The sequence below is a fragment of the Paenibacillus sp. FSL W7-1088 genome (genome assembly GCF_037969855.1).
Taxonomy (GTDB): Bacteria; Bacillota; Bacilli; order Paenibacillales; family Paenibacillaceae; genus Paenibacillus.
Map to the genome: position 1 here is coordinate 2,945,917 of NZ_CP150216.1, position 20,317 is coordinate 2,966,233.

Sequence of the window (20,317 nt, forward strand, 5' to 3'; positions counted from 1 at the left end):
CCTTTTCAGCAAACAGGTATAAATCGTCCCTACCTTGAAGCTAAGGTGCTGCAAGCCAGTCAAACATATTGTTCACTGCCGCCTCATGCATCCTCTCCTGAAAACGATGATCCTGTCCCCCATAAGCGTGAAACGTAACGTTGGCACCTCTGCGTTTCAGCCAATGATACATCCGGGTTCCATGACTGTAATTCACCTGCGTATCAGACGTGCCGTGCATGATCAGCACAGGACAATGAAGTTTGTGTGCCTTCGACAAGGGGGAACGGGCAAGATAAGCTTCCGGAACTGAACGCGGTGAACCGCCAAGCACCCTTTTCAAAGTACGTCTCAAGTCGGTTCGTTCATGATAGGTGCGTTCCACATCGGCGACACCGCTCCAAAGCACGAGTTTATGTACCTGCGTAGGTCCTTCATTGTAGGTCGTTGCTGTCTGTACGGCATTAATGGCTCCACGCGAAAATCCCATTATTGAAATTCGCTTTGTATTGGCAAAGGGCCACTCTTGCACAAGCCGGTAAGCTGCATGTACATCCTCTACATCTCGACCGCCATACTCGTCGCGTCCTTCGCCACCCTCGTTACCACGATATGATGGAGCGAACACGATATAACCTTTGTGGACAAATTGCTCCAGCCAAGCGGTATTTACCCCACCATAGTTGCCCAGTCCGCCGCGGCAATAGATCAGAACCGGCCAACGTACAGCAATACCGTCCATGGTGTGTGTTTCTACAGGAGGGTAGCGGCTTGCGAGCTGTTGCAGTTGCATGGATTCTTGCATTACGGCTAATCTTTGGAAGCCAGAGTTACTATGGGTGTTTTCTAACGGTGAGAAGGCGGGTAAGGAGCAGCCGTCAGGCAGGCATAAATAGCCTTTTACCCGAAGCGAATCGGACGCATACGTCACATGATAGAGCAGGGGAATCGACCTCTTTCAACGGGAATAGCGTGCTAATTGAGCATGATTCTTCTTTAGGATGCGCCTAAACGATGTTCCCATACCTTTCAACCAGCAACAGCCGTTCGGTGCGAGAAATTCGTTTCTTGGCTCCATATGATTTATAATGGTTCAGGAGACATGTGGATTGACCTCTGTCCTCTTATTTATAAAAACTAACTTTAGTGTGTACGAAGAAAGGAAGAAAACCATGATGAACGCTCCACATCCGATTGATCAATTCAAGAAATTTAAATATGAAATTACGAGATTTATGATGATCTATAAATTTGCTTTGGATCAAATGGAGACCAAAATTGAGGTGCTGAAGGAAGAATTTCAGTCCCTGCATGATTACAGCCCGATCGAACATACGAAATCCCGATTAAAGTCACCTGAGAGCATTATGAACAAGATGTTCCGCAAGAATCACGAGCTAACCTTTGAGAGTATCAAGAAAAATATTAAGGATATCGCCGGTGTTCGTATTACCTGCTCCTTTATTTCCGATATCTACCGGATTAAGGATATGCTGTGCAACCAAAGTGACCTGCGCGTGCTGGAAGTGAAAGATTATATCCAGAATCCGAAACCAAACGGTTACCAAAGCCTGCATCTTCTGGTTGAGGTGCCTGTATATATGTCTAATGGAGAAGAACGGGCGTGTGTGGAAATTCAGATTCGTACGATTGCGATGGATTTCTGGGCGAGCCTGGAGCATAAAATCTTTTATAAATACAATAAGGATGTTCCCGAGCGTTTAACCAAAGAACTGAAAAGTGCAGCAGACTCTGCCAACGCACTGGATCAGCAAATGGAGAGATTGCACCGGGAGATTCAGGAGATCAAGGACGCCGAGAACGAACGTGATGAAGAAGAATTGCGCCGGATTATCATTAACAATCAACAGTTTACATTGCCTTCCAACCTGCTCAAGCTGCTGGGAGACGGGGAACAGTAAGGAAACGTGAACTACCGCAGGGAAAGGAATATGTTATTCATATGAAAAGCTCACCAGCTTCATTAAGCACCAATTCTACATCCCGTGCACGTATGGCATTGATTTTAGGGACACTGTCGGCCTTTGGGCCGCTGTCCCTGGATATGTATTTGCCAGCACTGCCCACACTGGCCGATGAATTTCAATCATCCACTTCTTATGCCCAGCTCAGTCTAACGGCATGTATGGTCGGACTGGCCGCAGGGCAGCTGCTGGCTGGACCTCTAAGTGATGTGCGTGGTCGTCGTACACCGCTTATTGCGGGTCTTATTCTCTATACGATCGCTTCCATACTCTGCCTGGTCAGCCCTACGATGGGCTCTTTTGTTGTGCTGCGTTTCATTCAGGGGGCAGCGGGAGCAGCGGGAATCGTTATCTCGCGCGCAGTGGTGAGGGATGTGTATTCCGGGCCGGAGCTAACACGTTTCTTCTCCCTCTTAATGCTGATTAACGGGGTTGCACCGATTGCTGCACCAATTATCGGCGGGCAACTGCTTGCATATACGTCGTGGCGCGGTGTATTTATTTTGCTGAGTATCATTGGTATTTTGACTTTAGTTGCTGTTGTGGTTGGTCTAGGGGAGACACTGCCTGCAGAACGACGATCCAGCGGAGGACTGAAGCAGACGCTGGTTACATTCCGCCGAATCGCAGGGGATCGTCTGTTCATGGGTTACGCCTTAACTCAAGGTTTTGTATCTGCTGGCATGTTTGCCTACATATCAGGTTCGCCGTTTGTGCTTCAGAAAATATATGGCATCTCCCCGCAAATGTTCAGTGTCTGCTTCGCCATTAACGGTCTCGGTATCATTTTGGCAAGTCAGATCGCCGGAAGACTTGCGGGTAAAGTATCTGAAACTCGTCTGTTGAGCGCAGGACTGATAACTGCTGCTCTGGGAGGAACATCTCTGCTCATCGCCATTCTGGCAGGAGGTAATCTGATTTCGGTCCTGATCCCGTTATTTCTCGTGGTATCCAGTGTGGGTCTGGTTAATACGGCTTCCTTTGCACTGGCGATGGCCAATCAGGAGAAATCAGCAGGCAGTGCATCAGCACTTATTGGAGTGATGACGTTCCTGATCGGCGGTATTGTTGCTCCACTTGTGGGTCTTGGAGGAGAAGGCACAGCTGTACCAATGGGCATTGTCATCGCTTGTGCAGATCTGGGTGCATTGCTGATTTATGTTGTAATGGTAGGCAAAAGCAAGAGAGGGAAACGTCAGGGGAAACAGCAGCTGGCGTGAATTGGTTTTGCGTGGTGGCACTGATTAGAAAAAAAGACTGGCTGACAATAACACTAAGAAAAAATGTAAATCCCAAAAAGCGCTCCAATTGGAAGGCTCGTTCCTTCATTTGGGGCGCTTGTTCTATATGTGAACGCGATTTAGCAGAGAGCAAACAAAATCTGTGTATTAAGCAGGATACCTGGAGTCAGGAACGGATAGAAGTAACCGATGACAAAACCGAACAGATTGGTGGATGGCCACATTAAGTAAACGTCATTGTACGTGAATACGAGAGACCAACGGTTGTAACAGAAATTTTGCAGTACACGTTGCTCAGGATCACGAGGCGTTGCTACTCCTGATTGGGCAAATTGCACAGCTTGGGTCAGATTCTGTGGCTGTTGTTGGATAAATAGCGGTAGAAGGCCCGGGCTGCTTTTGATCAGGTTATACAGGAAAACCATCTCTGCAGAGGGCTGACCCACTGGGCGAGGGTAGGCACTAAGCAAGGCAGGCAGATTGCCTTGTGATAGCTGTGCGGGCACACCCGGTGCCGTGCCGGGGACACCTCCAGGAAAGTAGGGAGGTTGCCCCCCTGTGCCTCCGCCTGGAACGCCGGGAATGAATGGGGGATAAGAACCGGGTCCTCCGGGAATTCCTAGAGCGGGCTGACCGCCAGGAGCGCCTCCTGGGAACAGCGGCGGGAGCTGATAGGAGCGATCTTCTCCATAACCTGAGTTATATGCGTAATCCATGTACGAACATCCTTCCTGTCGTCGTATTCTGGAATCAGCATATGGCGGCATCCGCCTAAATGTGAATTGTTCTACTGAAGGTGCCGTTCGTCCTTAAAAGGCAAAAGCTGCATTGACAACTTCGTTGATAACAATTATCATTGTCAATGGAATTGGACAAAAGTACATACCAGTATTATATGCATGAATAATGTATAAACGTCTAAGTCTGACATAACAACTCAATCCATTGAGGTGTTCATCTTGAAAGGGGATAGTCACTTGTTTAAGAACAATAAAAAAATGATCATGCTTCTGATCACCGTAATGGTCATGTCCATCTGGCTTGCAGCATGTGGATCGAAGCCAGCAGACAACGGTACAGCAGCAGGAGAGAACAATACAGCAACGGAGACAGAGACACAGACAGAAGCTCCGACAGAACGTACATTGACAGATGCAATGGGTCACGAAGTGAAAATTCCTGCAAATCCGGAGCGGATCATCGCTTCGTATCTGGAAGATAATCTGGTTACACTCGGCGTGAAGCCAGTTGCCCAATGGTCCGTAGCCAATGGAATCCAGGAGTATCTGCAAAAAGATCTGGACGGCATTCCAACAATTGCCTTCGATCTTCCTTTCGAAGCGGTCACAAGCTTCAACCCGGATCTGATTATTATCGGTTCCGAAAGTGTGGTTGAAGGCGAGAAATACGCTCAATACAGCAAGATCGCGCCTACTTATGTACTTGGCGATGAGATCAATAGCGATTGGCGCAAAACCCTGCTAAAAATCGGCGAAATTCTGAATAAAGGCGATGAAGCACAAAAAGCGCTGGATGATTACGAAGTGAAAGCCACAGAAATCAAGGAAAAAATCAACACGGTTACAGGTGGAACGAAATCGGCAGCGGCTATCTGGTTGGTAAGCGGCAAATTCTTTATCGTAAGTGACAATGTATCCAGTGGTGAAGTGATGTACAAGGAATTGGGACTTGCTGAGCCCGAAGTGGTGAAAGAAATCTCTGCCAATGCGACAGGTAACTGGTCCTCCATCTCGCTGGAAAAATTGGCGGAAATGGATGCAGACTACTTGTTCTTTGTGAATAGTGATGAAGGTACTGGTTCAGAAGCACTGAAAGATCCGGTATGGCAAAGCATCCCGGCAGTGAAAAACGGTAACTTGTTCGAATTTACCCGTTCGAGAAGCTGGTTGTATAGCGGTGTTCAAGCGAACCTTCAAATTATGGAAGACATTCAGAAAAGTATTGTAAAATAAACAATATCAAATACGAATCCGAATGTTTAATACTCCTTGGTGCGATGAGCACCAGGGAGTTTTTTTGTGATTTCAACATTTTACGATATATAATATTAAAATGAAGCGAAGCTCGTGAGAGATGAGTTTCGTTTCACGATCACGGAAGGGGATAACTTATGATGCATACTTTGGACCCGCGAGCATTGACGGGCAGAGATAACTATAAATTGATGAGTGGGTCGGTGGTGCCACGCCCCATCGCATTTGTGACAACTCTTTCACAGGATGGCAGCGTCATTAATGCAGCGCCTTTTAGTTTTTTTAATGTAGTCAGCTCTGATCCGCCGATATTATCCATATCTATTGCACGCAAGAACGGTGTTATGAAAGATACGGCTCGCAATGTGCTTTCGAGGAAAGAACTCGTGGTACATATTTGTGATGAATCGATCGCTCTTGACATGAACGAGACGGCTGCCATGCTGGAGCCCCACGAAAGTGAGCTGGAACGGACAAATCTGACGACTGTACCAAGTACTGTGGTCTCCGTACCAGCAATACAGGAAGCACTCATTCGCATGGAATGTAAGTTGTATCAGCATATTCCGATATCGAATGATGAGGGAGAACCTGTGAGTGATCTGCTTCTGGTTCGTATTGTACAATACCATTTCAGTGAGAACGTGTATGATCCTACCACCAAATATATATTAATGGATCAGTTGAAACCGATTAGCAGGCTGGCCGGGAATGACTATGCCAAACTTGGCGAGAGATTTACGGTGGTCAGGCCGGAGTAGCAGCTGAGCAGGCTGAACGACCTGTTGAAGGATGGGTCTGGATAAGATATAAGTAGTATCGTTGTTTAAAAAGACGGACAATCATGTGTGGAATTCGCATGTGTTGTCCGTCTTTGCTTGTTTCGTGAACATAAAGAGGGCAAACCCCGAATAGACTTGTACTATATCCTGCACATGTGACATGAACCTATTTTATATATAAGGAGGTTGGAGCCGATGAACCCACTTGATGGAACCGTAACTGCAAGTATCATGGGAATTGGAACGGCATTGCCTGTTCACCGGATTGAGCAAAAGGATGTGTCTGCTCGGCTCGCACAAGCGCTGGAGCATGAGCCGGATTCCAGACGATGGGCCAAGCGAATATTCAACCAGTGCGGTGTCGAGACGCGTTATTCCTGTGAACCGAACCTGCTGGAGCCAGTAGAGTCTTGCCGTTATCTGCCCTTTACCCAGACGGATAACGTTCCGACCACAGCCGAACGTATGGCCAAATATAAGGAAGCAGCCGTTCCACTTGGAATTCAGGCAGCGCATCAGGCGCTCGAGGATGCCGCCGTTTCGACTTCTGAAATTACACATCTCATTACCGTCAGTTGTACAGGGCAATTCCTGCCCGGTCTAGATGTTCGGCTGATTCAGCAGCTTGAACTATCGCCGCGTATTAACCGGATTCCGCTTGTGTTCCAGGGATGCGCTGCGGGTCTGAAGGCTATACAGTTGGCGAATTCGATTGTGACGAGTGACCAAGATGCTAAGGTACTTATCGTATGTGTAGAGCTGTGCACCCTTCATTTTCAGCCGTCCGCCAAGCGAGATGATCTGTTCGCAGCGTCCTTTTTCGGAGATGGCGCATCTGCCTGTGTTGTGGGCCTGTCCGGGACAGGAGGCAAAGAACTGTTCAGATTGGGTAGTGGGCATTCCGTGTTGCTGCCAGACTGTTCGGAAGAGATGATCTGGGAATTGGGAAATACCGGTTTCGATCTGTATCTCTCGCCACAGATTCCGAAGCTGCTCGGTTTACATCTTGGCCCAGAGGTTGAACAATTGCTGAACGGCAGCGATCTACCGGAGATCTGGGCGATCCACCCTGGAGGCAGAGGTATTGTGGATGCGGTACAGAAGCTGTACCAGCTGTCAGATGAACAGGTCGCTTACAGTCGAAACATTTTACGGGATTATGGAAATCTATCCTCTGTGACGATTTTGTTTGTTTTACAAGCCATCCGCGATGATTATCGTAAAAAGAAAGAAGCTTCCAGCGGAATAGCCCTTGCATTTGGACCGGGACTGACAGCGGAATTGCTTCCTTTTACTTATGTTCCTGCCCCCGTTGAAGAAAGAGAACCAGTGAATCAAGGCGTAATTTAGAAGAAGCGGAATTACCAATCTGATAGCAGAGGAGCTTGGGTATGGGTTATCGCAGCCTTGCTGTTCTCATTAGCCGATATCCGCGGTTCATCATTCTCTGCTGGGTGTTTGTCATCGGGATGTCAGCCGTCTGGGCCTGGAAATTGCCTGGCATTGTTCAGGATCATGGATTGAATTGGAACCATGGAGATGCTCACGCTGTAGAGCTTATTCTGGAGAAAGAGTTCCACGTTCCTGCTGATCCGGTTATTCTTCTATTTGAAAAAAAGAACGGCACTACCCCTGCTGAATTTCGGGGCTGGATTAAAGATCGTCTGCAACAGGCACGCACTCTTTCAAGTGTAACGTCCATAATCTCTCCGCTTGAAGCGCGGGGAAGCCGGATGCTGCGGGGGGATGTGGCCTACGCTTTGCTGGCGTTTGATGTACCGCCTTACAAGATGGGGGAGCCGTTGGAACAGCTGCGTTCCGTGCTTAGAACCGACGATAAGGGAACGATCCGAATAACAGGGAAATCCGTTGTCCAGCAGGATGTAAACCGTCTCAGCTTTCGAGATTTGGAACGTGCAGAGGTTGTGGGATTGCCGCTTGCCTTCATCATTTTGTGTTTTGCATTCAGAGGTCTTTATGCAGCGCTGATTGCAGTCATTATGGGAGTATCCGGCGTCATAACGGCAATGGGAGTTACATCCCTGATGGGTTACCATCTGGCGCTCTCCAACTTTGTGATCAACGTTATTCCGATGGTGGGAATGGCGCTCAGCATAGACTTTGCTCTGATTATTCTCAGCAGATACAGGGAAGAACTCCAGCAAGGTCAGAATAGTGAAGAGCCAGGTTTGGGTGACGAAGAGGTTCTCCAGAGAATGCTGCGTACAGCGGGAAGAGCCGTATTTTTTTCTGTGGCTTGTGTGCTGTTAGGACTGCTCGGTCTGCTCTGGATTAGATTGCCGATGTTCCTGAGTGTATCCCTTGGAGCCATTATTGTGCTCATCATATCGGTTCTGCTGAATATAACACTGCTGCCAGCAATACTATCCCTATTTTCTACGCGAATCTTTAGACAACATTCCGGGCGTTCCTTCTCTTCAAAACAGGGCCAGCATCAACAATCGTTGCCGTCACGCTCGATTTGGGCATTCTGGTCAGGCATGATTATGAAACGGCCGGTTCGGATGGCGCTGCTTGGAACGGGTACGCTGCTTATTTTTGTTCTACCGGTTACCCGGTTGGAGTTGGCCATCCCCGATGCTTCTTCCTTGCCTGACAGGATGGAGTCTCGGCAGGCGACTGAGCAGATCCAGAGCGTTTTTGGACAAAAGAACGTCTCTGCTGTAGAGATTGTAATTGGTGGAACTTCAGAGCCGTTGACCTTATACCACTGGCGGATGGCGTTGAGTAAAATGCGAGAGCTTCAGCAGGATTCGAATGTGGTGGCTGTTGAGTCCGCATGGGGAATCATGCTGCCGGACAAGCTCTCAGGTCAAGCTCATATCAAACCTCAAATGAACATTCCATCACCATCTTTACGTGAAGCGCTGAAAGAAACCACATCTCAGCAGCCTGCATGGCAGCGTTCATATGTGTCCGACTACTCTATTCGTATGGTGGCTACCATTCACGGAGCACCGGGTTCCGATGAGGCAGCATCCTGGCTGGAACAAATGAGGGCAAAGGACTACGTTAACTCCATACCCTTCGTACCCCTGCGTTATGGGGGAGAAGCAGTCATGCAGCATGAAATCATGGAAGAGATCTCTGGACAACTGCCCAAAGTGCTGGTGTTTGTTGTGGTATCAAATTATCTCGTATTGCTCGTAGCATTTCGGTCATTGCTCATTCCAATCAAAGCCATTTTGATGAATCTGCTCAGCTTGGCTGCTTCCTTCGGCGTGCTCGTACTGGTATTTAATCAGGGCCATCTTGGCATGGAACCATCTGCTATTGCTATTATGATTCCTGTATTCATTGCCGGGCTTGTCTTCGGTATCTCGATGGATTATGGCGTATTTATGCTGACTCGCATCCAGGAGGTTTACAGACGAACACGGGATAGTGATCTGGCCGTACAGCAAGGACTGGCTTCAACTGGACGTCTCATTACATCGGCGGCAGCGATTCTGCTGGCAGTGACTGTACCGTTTGCCTTTGCTGACGTAGCGGGTGTCAAACAGCTGGGAATCGGAATAACAGCGGCGGTGTTCATTGATGTAACCATGATCCGCCTGGTGCTGGTACCTGCACTCATGAAACTGATGGGCAGATTGAACTGGTGGCTACCAGGGCATAGGGAATAAAAGGCCTGATTAAGAAGGATGTTCTCGGAGCCTGAAGATCAGGTACTCGAGAACATCCTTTTTTTCATCAAAATAGTGTGAATTCAGCGCAAAACAGGCAATAATGTTCAATTTACCGACTGTACTGTGATTTATAATAGACTGGACAAGTCCAACATATATCTTTTTACATACGTTTATATAAATTGAACAAAACATGTACACGAGAACGGAGAGAACAGAAATAACCTGAAGAAGCGGAGCTGCAAGCTTTATGGAAGAAAGAAAGCTGCATCGGAAGCATACACCTCGCCTTTATCACCGGATGTTCCCCTTTGAAAAAGGGAATTCAAAAAATCTGGGCATAACAGCGATCGGAAGGTTGTTCTGTCATCGGAGTGGCAAGTGTAAATATTCTTTAGTTCAATTTATATATCAATTGAATCCACAGGAGGGAGAAACGGTAATGTCAGACATTGAATCTTATCTGCAAAAACAAACAAGCCCGCGTGGTCGCTCCGCCTATCAGAGGGGGCAATCTCTTGAGCAATGGCGCAGCCAGTTGCGAGCACGGATTATTGATCGGCTGGGTGGCTTCCCGTCCGTGGCGGCGGAGCTGAATCCCGTATTGCTCGAACGCACCTCATGTGATGGCTACATACGGGAGCGGGTTGAGATTACGACCTATGCTGGTTTGCGTATGCCCATTTATATGCTAATACCAAATGTAGTAAGCGCTACCAAAGAATCGCGCCCAGCTATTATAGCTTGCCACGGTCACGGTTATGGCAGCAGGGAGATCTCAGGTATGGAACCCGACGGTTCACCGCGTAGTGGAGAGCCTGGCTTGCATAAAGACTTTGCCGTCGCTCTTGTACAGCGTGGATATGTGGTTGCGGCGCCTGAATTGCTTGGATTTGGTGACCGCAGGCTGGAGGAGGATCGAAACGCACCACCCGGCGCAAGCTCCTGTACCAAAATTGCCGCCCATCTGCTCATGACAGGGCAGACGCTTGCTGGGCACCGAATCTATGAAACGATGCGTGTGCTGGATTATGTAACCACACGTCCTGAAGCTGACCCGGCACGTATCGGCAGCATGGGTATCTCGGGTGGCGGACTCGTGACGGCATTCACTGCTGCATTGGATGAACGCTGCCGTGCGGCTGTCGTGAGCGGTTACGCAAGTACATTCCACGGCAGCATATTGGATAGAAATCATTGTCTCGACAATTACATTCCAGGAATTCTGAGGGAGGCAGAGCTGCCGGATATCATAGGGCTGATCGCACCGAGGCCGCTATTTATTGAAGCCGGAAGTGAAGATCAGGTATTTCCGCTGCCAACAGCAAAAGAAGCGTATGCACGATTGACAGAGATCTATGAACAGGCGCGAGCACAGAAATGGCTCGATGCAGACTTTTTTACAGGAGGTCATGAGATCAGTGGAGCGAAAGCCTATGACTGGCTGGATAACGTTCTGTAGGGCAATCCTATATAAATGAAGCTTTGAGAGGAGAGTTTAGTTATGAAATGGTCAAAATCCGTTCGGTATTTGCTCTGCCTAACCCTGTTTACTAGTCTGATTGGAGGTGCACTGACAGCTAATGGAGGACAGGTCGTCCAAGCTGCCGCGAATGAGTACAAATTTGACTTTGGCGCGGGTGCAGTTGAGAACGGTTACACAGGTGTGTCGGCAACGGAGGCCTACACTTCAGCGAAAGGTTATGGATTCAATACACCTGCCAATATGCGTAATGTTTCTGCCTCTGGAACAGGTGTTGCAAGCGATGCCGTACAGTTTGTAACTTTTGGAACGAAGAGTACGAATACGTTTAATGTGGATCTGTCCAACGGTCTTTACGAGGTGAAGGTAGTCCTGGGCAATACAGCCAGATCGAGTGTGGCGGCAGAAGGCGTATACCAGATCATTAATATGACGGGTAATGGGGCGACCGATCAATTCCAAATTCCGGTGACGGATGGACAGTTAAATCTGTTGGTTACGGAAGGGAAACAAGGCACTGCATTTACACTCAGCGCACTTGAAATCCGGAAAATTTCGAATCAGACGGTGACGAACCGTACGATCTATATTGGCGGCGATTCAACGGTCTGCAATTACTATCCGCTCAGCAGCAGTGTACAGGGTGGCTGGGGACAGCTGTTTCCTTCCTACGTGAATACCAGTACGTTTCAGGTTCGCAATATGGCCTCTAGTGGTCAATTTGCAAGAGGCTTCCGCGATGATGGACAGATGGAAGCGATTCTGAAGTATATTAAGCCAGGGGACTACTTTATTTTGCAATTAGGGATTAATGATACCAATGCCAAGAACAATACCACGGAAGCGGAGTTTAAAGAGATCATGCGTGACATGGTCCGTCAGGCCAAAAATAAAGGAGCCACCGTCGTTCTATCGACACCTCAGGGTCGGGCAACTGATTTCAATTCAGCGAATGTGCATACTGCGGAAAATCGCTGGTACAATGCAGCTACACGTGCACTGGCTCAGGAAGAGGGAGTAACGCTTGTAGAACTGAACAAACTCAGTTCCGCATATTTCACTTCCATAGGCCCGGCTGCAACATTGGCCTTGTATATGTCAGGTGACACGCTGCATCCGAATCGTGAAGGGGCTGCCCAGCTTGCACGAATCGTTGCTGCGGATCTGAAAAGACAGGGACTGAATGGATTCTGATTCGGTTAAAATATAGCTACGTTCCACTGCTCCACAAACATAGATTGGACTAAGCTTAAGCATTTAACCCAGAAATCCCCCCGGGACGGTCGCATAATCCGCGGCATGTCCCGGGGGGATTTGATTGTAAACCTGGTGACTATTCCATCATATCCTTGGCTTCATGGTTGACCTTTTTACCTTTCAAAAGTGGTTCAAGCTCATCCTGGACACTCTGTTCCCATAGGGGTACATCTGTGCGATAGGCAGCCCGTCCGTTGAGATGTCCGGCTACTGGTGCTGTGATAAATACAAACACAATGCCAAGTAATACCCGAGCACTGATATAGTTATCGAAATACCAGAAGAAGAGGAACGTTCCACTTAGTACACAAAGCACGCCGAGTGTAGTGCTTTTGGTGGCAGCATGTGCCCGTAAATATACGTCTGGCAGTCGGATCAGTCCGAATGCGCTAAATGCGCTTAATAGTGCGCCCAGCAATACAATGAGCCCAATGACAATTCCGGCGGTTCCATCAACGATCTCCTTCATTTTTGAATACCGCCCCCCGTTCAATATATCGTGCAAATGCAACTGTGCTTAGAAAAGCAAGAATGCCAATCAACAGAATGATATCCAGATAAGCTTGGGTATGAAGCATCATGGATAGAACAGCAACGATGGCAATGACGTTAATGCCGATCGTATCCAATGCCGTAATTCGATCGGCCATGGAGGGTCCCCTCAGCACCCGGTAGAGACAACCCAGGATAGCGAGGGAAAGAATAAGCAAGGAAATGAATAACAGTGAGGATAACATTATCGTGTCACCTCCATAATGGCTTTTTCGAACGTATTTTTGATATCATCACTCATTTTCTGTTCGTCTTTGATATCCAGTGCGTGAATAAACAATTTGCGTTGATTCCCTGAAATTTCGAGTGGAAGGGAACCTGGCGTCAGTGAGATGAGCAGACAAAGGAGTGTAACTTCCCAGTCAGAGGACAGCTGTGTCTGATAGGTGAATATGCCGGGTCGAATATCCAGCTTCGGCTTCACAATCTGGCGAATAACTTCAATACTGGCCCGCACCAGTTCCTTGAACAGTAAGACAATCAGCTTGATGATCGCCCAGACACGAACGATATAGAAGCGTTGCGGAAAGAACCGTCTCATGCTCCCAATCAATAGCAGACCCAGCAGATAACCCGTGAGAAAGCCAACACCATTCCACGCATTATTCAGAAACATCCATACAAAAGCAATGATCAGATTCAGTACAATCTGAAAGGCCATACGCATCTACTCCTTCAACACTGCATCAATATAAACATTGGGATGCAGCAGAATGTCGCCTGCGCGGGAGGTCAGTTGGAACATGCCCTCAGCCCCCACGCCCATCGCGATGATGAACACAAACAGAATTCCGGCAGGGATGAGCAGGCCGTTCACGGCATAAGGTCTTCTCACTGCGCCTGTCGGCGGTTCACCCCAGAACGCCTGGATGAAGATGCGAAGAACCGAATACAACATCAGCAGGCTGGACAGGACGGCGATGCCTGTCAGTCCGTACAGACCTGCCTGCAACCCGCCTTCAAATAGCAACAATTTCCCAGGAAATCCACTGAACGGAGGAATACCTGCCAGCGCAAGTGCGCTGATGAAGAACATCCAGCCGAGCAGAGGATAGCGGTGAATCAGCCCGCCCATATTGTCGAGTTTGGAGGTGCCTGCGACCGCGATCAGAGCGCCCCCGAGCAGGAATAGCAGTGTTTTGATGAGCATATCATGCAGCATGTAGAAGAGCAGACCTTCCAGTGCAGGACGGCTGGCAGCAGCCATCCCGAAGGCTACAAATCCCACCCCTGCGATCACGTTGTAGATTAGAATTTTATTGACGTCACGATAGGAAATTGCCCCGATTACCCCTAGAACCATCGTTGCTCCAGCCATCCAGCCGATAAGGGTGTGGAAGAAGTCCGGATCGTGATAGAAAATCAGTGTGAATGTTCGCACAATGGCGTACAGGCCAACTTTGGTCAGCAAACCGGCGAATAGGGCGGTGACCACTGCCGGAGGGGCTGCGTAAGAGCCGGACAACCAGAAGAACAGGAACAGTCCGGCCTTAATGCTGAATACGATCAGGAAGAGGACAGCGATCAAGGTGATGACTCCACTCTGCCCAACTTCGGCGATCCGATTGGACAAGTCGGCCATGTTTAATGTGCCGGTAACAGAATAGAGGAAGCCAATCGAAGCTACAAAAAGCGCTGAAGAAACAATGTTAATCAAGACATACTTGATCGTTTCCCGTAGTTGTCTTTCCGTACCTCCTAATACAATCAGCGCATAAGAAGAGATGAGCATCAGTTCAAAGCAGACAAACAGGTTAAACAGGTCTCCGGTAAGAAACGAACCGTTCACGCCCGCAATCAGGAAATGAAAGAACGGGTAAAAATGATGTTCTTCCCGTTCCTTATTCACACTGCGGAAGGCATAGAGCAGACACGCCAGTGCAATGATCGAAGCGGCCACAACGAGCAAGGCCGATACCATATCTGCAACAAGTACAATCCCGTAGGGTGGTTCCCAACCTCCCATATTGAGTGCCTGTATGCCGGACTGTGCCACTTGAGTAATCAGCATGATTGAAGCGGCTGCTGTCAGCAAAAGGCCAACAACACTCACAACCCGCTGGATGCTTATCCGCCGGAAGAACAGAAGGGCTATAACCCCGGTAATCAGTGGCAGCAGAATGGGCAGAACAACGAGATTATTCATAAGGACGCCCCCTTACTTCTTCCATATCGTCTGTTTTCAGCTTCAAATAGGATCGATAGGAGAGTACAAAGAAAAAGGCGGTAAGTCCGAAATTAATGACAATGGATGTTAATATTAGCGCCTGGGGAAGTGGATCGACGTAGCGTTCAGCGTGTTCCCCAAGCAGCGGCGGTGCTCCAGTTTTGAGACGGGACATCGTAATCAGCAGCAGATGCACCCCGTGAGTGAGTATGGAAATGCCGAGCACAATTCGGAGCAGGCTCCGCGATAAGATTAAAAAGACGGCGACTGCAAACAAAATGCCAACGGCCACACACATCAATATTTCCATATCAGCGATCCTCCCCGATCTGTAGAATGATAGTCATGGTGACGCCCAGGACGGCGAGGTATACGCCGAGGTCAAACAGCATCGCGGTTGCAAGTTCCGTTTCTCCGAGTATTGGAAGCTCAAAGTAACCAAAGGTCTGGCTCAGGAAAGGTGCGCCGAACAAAAACGAGCCTGCTCCAGTCAATAAGGCAATGCCCAGCCCGATGGCCGTCATGGTGCGGAAATCGATAGGTAACGCTTTGCGTACAGTATCTGTACTGAATGCCAGCGCAATTAACACGAGACCCGCAGCGGTGACCAGACCGCCAATGAACCCGCCACCCGGGTTATGATGTCCTGCGAAGAACAAATGCAGCGCGAAAGTCAGAATGATAAAGACAACAACTTTGGTCGTCGTTTGCAACAACACATCGTTGCTCTGGAGTGGAACGGTATCCCACGTTGACGAGCTGCGTTCACGGTTGCCATACTTTTTCGTATTGTCCGATTTGTCATCCGTATCTTCTTCGGTTTCTTCAGTCTGTTCTTTCTTGCGGAATTTCAGTCTAGCACCAAGGTCCCTCGCTTCGAGATTCAGATTAATCATGGAGTAGATGGACAATGAAGCTACCCCGAGTACCATAATCTCCAGAAGGGTATCGAAACCACGGAAGTCCACCAGCAGCACGTTGACGACATTTTTGCCGCCAGCCAGATTGTAACTTTCCTGAATGAAAAAGTCGGAAATGCTCTCCAGTGACGCGGTTCCGCTCGCAGCTAATGCAACAAAGGTCATAACCACGCCTACCGCAATGGCAACGACCATATTCACACTAAGATAGCGGCGGCTTGATTTGCCCCGTTGCAGTTCGGGCAGATGATAGAAGCAGAGCAGGAACAGTGCAACGGATACCGTTTCGACAATCATCTGGGTCAATGCCAGATCCGGCGCTCGGAACAGCACGAACAGCAATGTGACGAGGTAGCCCACTGCGCCTGTCATAATGACTGCAGATAGTCTGTTCTTGGCAAAAGGGATCGAAACCGCTGCTGCAATCAGTGCGACGAGCAGTACTGCTTCATAGAAAGAGAATGGGGCGTTGCCCTTGAAATTCCAGGTGATGTTTTCCCCTGAGCGGAAAAAGGCATAAACCAGCAGTGCAACGGTGAACGAGAAAATGTATACCAGGTAATTACGAACCGAGCCATTCATATAGGCTTCCGTCCATTTGCGTGCATAATGCTGAAGATTATCGAGTATGACATGGTACATATTGTTTATCGTTAACCCTTGCGGATAGTGCTCATAAATCGTTCTCCAGCGCGGCAGCAGTTTGTACAATGTAATACCGAGGGCGATTACACCCAGGGTCATGATTAATTCCGGTGTGAAGCCATGCCATAGGGAGAAATGAACATCAAAGTGCTCATTCCCGTTCAGCAGCGATGGAAGTACAGCAGCCATCGCCGGTTCAATTAATGATCCAGCCAGCAGATTCGGGAATAGACCGAATATGATCACGAGTAACCCGAGAATAACCGGAGGGATCAACATGCCAACGGGAGCTTCATGCAGCTTCTCGGCAGGGATCTCGCTGCGGGTGCGACCGAGGAACGTTTTGAACACAATAATAAGCGCATAGATCAGAGTGAACACACTTGCGAGCCAGGCGAAGACAGGCAAGAGTACACTCCATGATCCGAGTCCAAAGATGCGGAGATGTGTTACTTCCACCATAGCCTGGAAGAACAGCTCCTTGCTCAGAAATCCGTTAAACGGCGGAATTCCGGCCATGGCGAGTGCTCCGACGAGCGCTACCATAAAGGTCACTGGCATAAATGAAGCAAGTCCGCCGAGTTTCCTTATATCCCGCGTGCCTGTCTCATGATCCACAATGCCAACGACCATGAACAGTGCCGCCTTGAAGGTAGCGTGATTGAACAGATGAAGCAGTGCTGCCGTAATGGCAACCGTGTAAATCGCGGAGGATTCGCCATATCCGAAATAGATGGCCGCAGAGCCAACGCCGAGCAGAGACATGATCAGACCAAGCTGTGAGATGGTAGAATAGGCCAGGATCGCCTTAAGGTCATTTTTTTTCACGGCAAGGAATGATCCATAACAAAGGGTGAGCAGTCCAACCCCGGTGACAAGCCAGAACCATAATCCCTGTCCACCAAAGATGGGTGTAAACCGGGCGACGACATACAGCCCCGCCTTCACCATGGTCGCCGAATGCAGATAGGCGCTGACGGGTGTTGGAGCTTCCATGGCGTCAGGCAGCCAGATGTGGAACGGGAACTGCGCTGATTTCGTAAAAGCTCCGATCAGAATCAGCACAAGAGCAGGCAAGAACAGTGCACTGTCCTGAATCTGTCCCCATTCCGTAATGGTTGCCCGGATGCTGAACGTGCCCGTCATGAGGTACATCAGCATGAATCCGGCAAGCATGGCGAATCCGCCAAATACGGTAATAAGGAACGATTTCTGTGCGCCGGAGGTGGATTCTTTACGTTTGTAGTGAAAAGCGATCAGCAGAAAAGACGTAATACTGGTCAACTCCCAGAATCCATACAGCACAATCATATTGTCTGACAGCACCACGCCAAGCATGGCTCCCATAAACATCAACAGATACAGGTAAAAGCGGTTTAAGGCTTCTTTGGTATCCATGTAGAAAATGGAGTAGAGAACCACCAATGTTCCTATTCCGGTGATTAACAGTGTCAGCAGCAAACTTAGACCATCCAGATATAGATTAAATCCAATGTCCAGTGACGGAATCCAGGGGATATACCCGGATACCGTATTCCGCTGAGACACGGCGGGTACGAGGCTCGCAAAATAAACAAATAATAGGGCTGGGACAAGTAAAACCAGCCATCCCATATGTATTTTACGGAAGAATCGATGCAGCATGGCGAGTACAATCCCAGCGGCAAAAGGCAGAATTACAACAACATGAAGCAGGCTCAACATTACACCCCCAATGACTGAATTTCTAATGCTCTTTGTTGTGGCAAACATTGCCCATATGGCTCTGTGAGCATGCTTGCTCTCTATATTCATAACCCAAGTATGTATATACAGAATCGTGACTATTCTTTGAATGGAAGAAACACGGTGTGAATATCGTTCCCATATTGTATGGATCTATATAATGAAAAAAGACATTATTTCCGATAAAGATAAAAACGAACAGGTGACATCCCGTAGTTCTTAACAGCAGGAATGATGTTGAAAAAAGCAAGCTGGTTTCACCGTTTATTGGAGGCAATGATGTCATTTAAACTTAAAACTGTACTAACCATGACCTTTGGCGTTTTATCCCTGCTGGTCACATTGACGATTGGGTATATTCTCAGCCAGAAATCCTCTGTCGCTGTGGAAACCGAAATTGGTCACTCGCTGACGAGCACAGCTTCTCAGACCTCGGACAAGCTGGACCGTTTCATGTGGACGCGTTCAGGGGAGTTGGAACTGCTGGGGCGAATGATTGCCCTGGAGGACCGCTTCGAACCTGCCGAAATGCAGATGCTGCTCAATCAGCTTCAAGATAGCTTTCCCACTTTCTCATGGGTTGGATTCATAAATCCAAAAGGAAAAGTGCTGGCTTCCACAGACGGCATATTGCATGGTGAAAATTTATCGGATAGACCTGTGTACCAGGAGGGCATCAAGGGTAAATTTATTGGAGATGTTCATGATGCTGTCCTTCTGGCGAAGCTGCTTCCCAACCCAACTGGCGAACCACTGCAATTTGTCGATATCAGCTTTCCGGTGAAATACAAGAACGGAGAGATTGCTGGCGTGCTGGCCGCACATTTGAGTTGGGCTTGGGCGAAGGAAGTAGAGGAAAGTGTCCTGGAACCGTTGAAACATGAGGAAAAGGACATTGAGATGTTTATTGTCAGCCAAAAGGAAAATACGGTGCTGCTTGGTCCAAAAGAATGGATTGGCCAACCACTGAAACTAACGGGTATTACAACGGCGAGGCAGAATAAAAGCACCTGGTCCATAGAAGAGTGGCCAGACGGGCAAGAATATGTTACAGGATTTGCAACCAGTCAGGGCCATCTGGATTATCCGGGTCTTGGATGGACCGTAGTTATTCGTCAGCTCAAATCAACGGCGTTTTCTTCCGTATCAGATATGCTTTGGTTCAATGTATGGGCAGGACTGGCTGTTACCGTTCTGTTCGCGCTGATTGGCTGGCTAATCTCCCGCCAAATCTCCGCTCCGATTGCAAGGCTGACTCAGGTAGCGAATCGACTTGGTGCCGGAGAACAAGTACAGATTCCGGAAAATCGGGGCTTCAGGGAAATTGAAGTGCTGTCGCGTTCCCTCAGGGATATGCTGAATTCGCTAAGGAATAAGGATTCAGAGCTGGTGGTCATGCAAAATCTTGCGCATTATGATCAACTGACGGGTCTGCCCAATCGAACTGCGCTGGAAGTATATTTGGAGGAATCACTCGAATCGGAAAGTACAGATCATACCTTGACTTTCCTGTATATTGATTTGGACGGCTTCAAAAGCGTGAATGATACGCTCGGTCACCAGACCGGAGACATTCTGCTGCAAAAAGTGGCACAGCGTTTATCCAGTTTTAAGCAGGATAAGGGGATCACAGTCAGGCTTGGCGGAGATGAGTTCCTCATTGTTTTCCGCTCAGTGGGAGAAGATTCTAGAGGAGAAGCACGTGCTTATGCAGAAGATATTATACAGATACTAAACAAGCCGTTTATTATCGAATATGAGCGGATTCATATTGGCTGCAGCATTGGCGGTGCTGAATATCCTGCCAACAGTGGTAATCCGAGTGAAATTATTCGCATGGCAGATGAGGCGTTGTATGAATCGAAACGTGCAGGCAAAAATAGAATGACATTCTATCCAGAATGGAAGAACACAGGTAGAGAATAATATAATGTAAC

The 20,317-nt window shown here is 48.4% G+C and carries 17 protein-coding genes; 9 read left to right on the forward strand and 8 right to left on the reverse strand.

Features of this window, described 5'->3' with window-relative positions:
- Positions 1 to 40: 40 nt before the first annotated feature.
- On the reverse strand, positions 41 to 772 hold the full coding sequence (locus MKY42_RS13635; protein ID WP_339851737.1) for a prolyl oligopeptidase family serine peptidase: 732 nt from the start codon (positions 770 to 772) through the stop codon (positions 41 to 43).
- 382 nt (positions 773 to 1,154) lie between these two features.
- Between MKY42_RS13635 and MKY42_RS13640 the strand changes: the two genes are divergently transcribed.
- Together MKY42_RS13640 and MKY42_RS13645 are read left to right on the forward strand one after the other, a co-directional pair.
- Positions 1,155 to 1,901: a GTP pyrophosphokinase family protein gene (locus tag MKY42_RS13640; RefSeq protein WP_110001138.1), complete on the forward strand. Its 747-nt coding sequence runs from the start codon at positions 1,155 to 1,157 to the stop codon at positions 1,899 to 1,901.
- 41 nt (positions 1,902 to 1,942) lie between these two features.
- The gene (locus tag MKY42_RS13645; RefSeq protein WP_339851740.1) at positions 1,943 to 3,184 is read left to right on the forward strand and encodes a multidrug effflux MFS transporter; all 1,242 of its coding nucleotides are present in this window, start codon (positions 1,943 to 1,945) and stop codon (positions 3,182 to 3,184) included.
- 140 nt (positions 3,185 to 3,324) lie between these two features.
- Here MKY42_RS13645 and MKY42_RS13650 read toward each other — a convergent pair whose 3' ends face one another.
- On the reverse strand, positions 3,325 to 3,921 hold the full coding sequence (locus tag MKY42_RS13650) for a hypothetical protein (RefSeq protein WP_339851743.1): 597 nt from the start codon (positions 3,919 to 3,921) through the stop codon (positions 3,325 to 3,327).
- 261 nt (positions 3,922 to 4,182) lie between these two features.
- Here MKY42_RS13650 and MKY42_RS13655 point away from each other — a divergent pair, with 261 nt between their 5' ends.
- The 6 genes from MKY42_RS13655 to MKY42_RS13680 all read left to right on the forward strand — a co-directional run bounded on the left by MKY42_RS13655 (position 4,183) and on the right by MKY42_RS13680 (position 12,308).
- Entirely contained in the window at positions 4,183 to 5,178 is a 996-nt protein-coding gene (locus MKY42_RS13655) for an iron-hydroxamate ABC transporter substrate-binding protein (RefSeq protein ID WP_339851745.1), read from the forward strand.
- A 161-nt stretch (positions 5,179 to 5,339) separates the two neighbouring features.
- Entirely contained in the window at positions 5,340 to 5,960 is a 621-nt protein-coding gene (locus MKY42_RS13660) for a flavin reductase family protein (RefSeq protein ID WP_339852892.1), read from the forward strand.
- A gap of 216 nt (positions 5,961 to 6,176) precedes the next feature.
- Positions 6,177 to 7,331, forward strand: coding sequence for a type III polyketide synthase (locus MKY42_RS13665; RefSeq protein ID WP_090896815.1), 1,155 nt, complete (start codon positions 6,177 to 6,179; stop codon positions 7,329 to 7,331).
- 41 nt (positions 7,332 to 7,372) lie between these two features.
- Positions 7,373 to 9,628 (forward strand): MMPL family transporter, encoded by a 2,256-nt coding sequence (locus MKY42_RS13670; RefSeq protein ID WP_339851749.1) that lies wholly within the window; start codon positions 7,373 to 7,375, stop codon positions 9,626 to 9,628.
- Between the two features lie 445 nt (positions 9,629 to 10,073).
- On the forward strand, positions 10,074 to 11,093 hold the full coding sequence (locus MKY42_RS13675) for an alpha/beta hydrolase family protein (RefSeq protein WP_339851752.1): 1,020 nt from the start codon (positions 10,074 to 10,076) through the stop codon (positions 11,091 to 11,093).
- Between the two features lie 42 nt (positions 11,094 to 11,135).
- A complete protein-coding gene (locus MKY42_RS13680; RefSeq protein WP_339851754.1) occupies positions 11,136 to 12,308 on the forward strand; it encodes a GDSL-type esterase/lipase family protein in 1,173 nt (390 codons plus the stop codon).
- Between the two features lie 139 nt (positions 12,309 to 12,447).
- Here MKY42_RS13680 and mnhG read toward each other — a convergent pair whose 3' ends face one another.
- The 6 genes from mnhG to MKY42_RS13710 are packed head-to-tail and all read right to left on the reverse strand — an operon-like array spanning position 12,448 to position 18,356.
- Complete coding sequence (gene mnhG, locus MKY42_RS13685) at positions 12,448 to 12,840, reverse strand: monovalent cation/H(+) antiporter subunit G (protein WP_062324636.1); 393 nt, start codon at positions 12,838 to 12,840, stop codon at positions 12,448 to 12,450.
- A complete protein-coding gene (locus MKY42_RS13690; protein ID WP_053782045.1) occupies positions 12,824 to 13,108 on the reverse strand; it encodes a Na(+)/H(+) antiporter subunit F1 in 285 nt (94 codons plus the stop codon). The genes mnhG and MKY42_RS13690 overlap by 17 nt, the downstream gene beginning before the upstream one ends.
- Positions 13,108 to 13,584, reverse strand: a complete 477-nt coding sequence (locus MKY42_RS13695) for a Na+/H+ antiporter subunit E (RefSeq protein WP_090896826.1) — start codon at positions 13,582 to 13,584, stop codon at positions 13,108 to 13,110. Before MKY42_RS13695 ends, MKY42_RS13690 begins: the two co-directional genes overlap by 1 nt.
- 6 nt (positions 13,585 to 13,590) lie before the next feature.
- The gene (locus tag MKY42_RS13700; protein WP_339851759.1) at positions 13,591 to 15,069 is read right to left on the reverse strand and encodes a Na+/H+ antiporter subunit D; all 1,479 of its coding nucleotides are present in this window, start codon (positions 15,067 to 15,069) and stop codon (positions 13,591 to 13,593) included.
- Positions 15,062 to 15,400, reverse strand: coding sequence for a Na(+)/H(+) antiporter subunit C (locus tag MKY42_RS13705; RefSeq protein ID WP_339851762.1), 339 nt, complete (start codon positions 15,398 to 15,400; stop codon positions 15,062 to 15,064). The genes MKY42_RS13700 and MKY42_RS13705 overlap by 8 nt, the downstream gene beginning before the upstream one ends.
- A gap of 1 nt (position 15,401) precedes the next feature.
- A complete protein-coding gene (locus MKY42_RS13710; RefSeq protein WP_339852895.1) occupies positions 15,402 to 18,356 on the reverse strand; it encodes a Na+/H+ antiporter subunit A in 2,955 nt (984 codons plus the stop codon).
- Positions 18,357 to 18,689: 333 nt separating this feature from the next.
- Between MKY42_RS13710 and MKY42_RS13715 the strand changes: the two genes are divergently transcribed.
- Positions 18,690 to 20,306 carry a GGDEF domain-containing protein gene (locus MKY42_RS13715; RefSeq protein WP_339851765.1) on the forward strand — a complete coding sequence of 539 codons (1,617 nt, stop codon included), beginning with the start codon at positions 18,690 to 18,692 and terminating at the stop codon, positions 20,304 to 20,306.
- Positions 20,307 to 20,317: the final 11 nt, after the last annotated feature.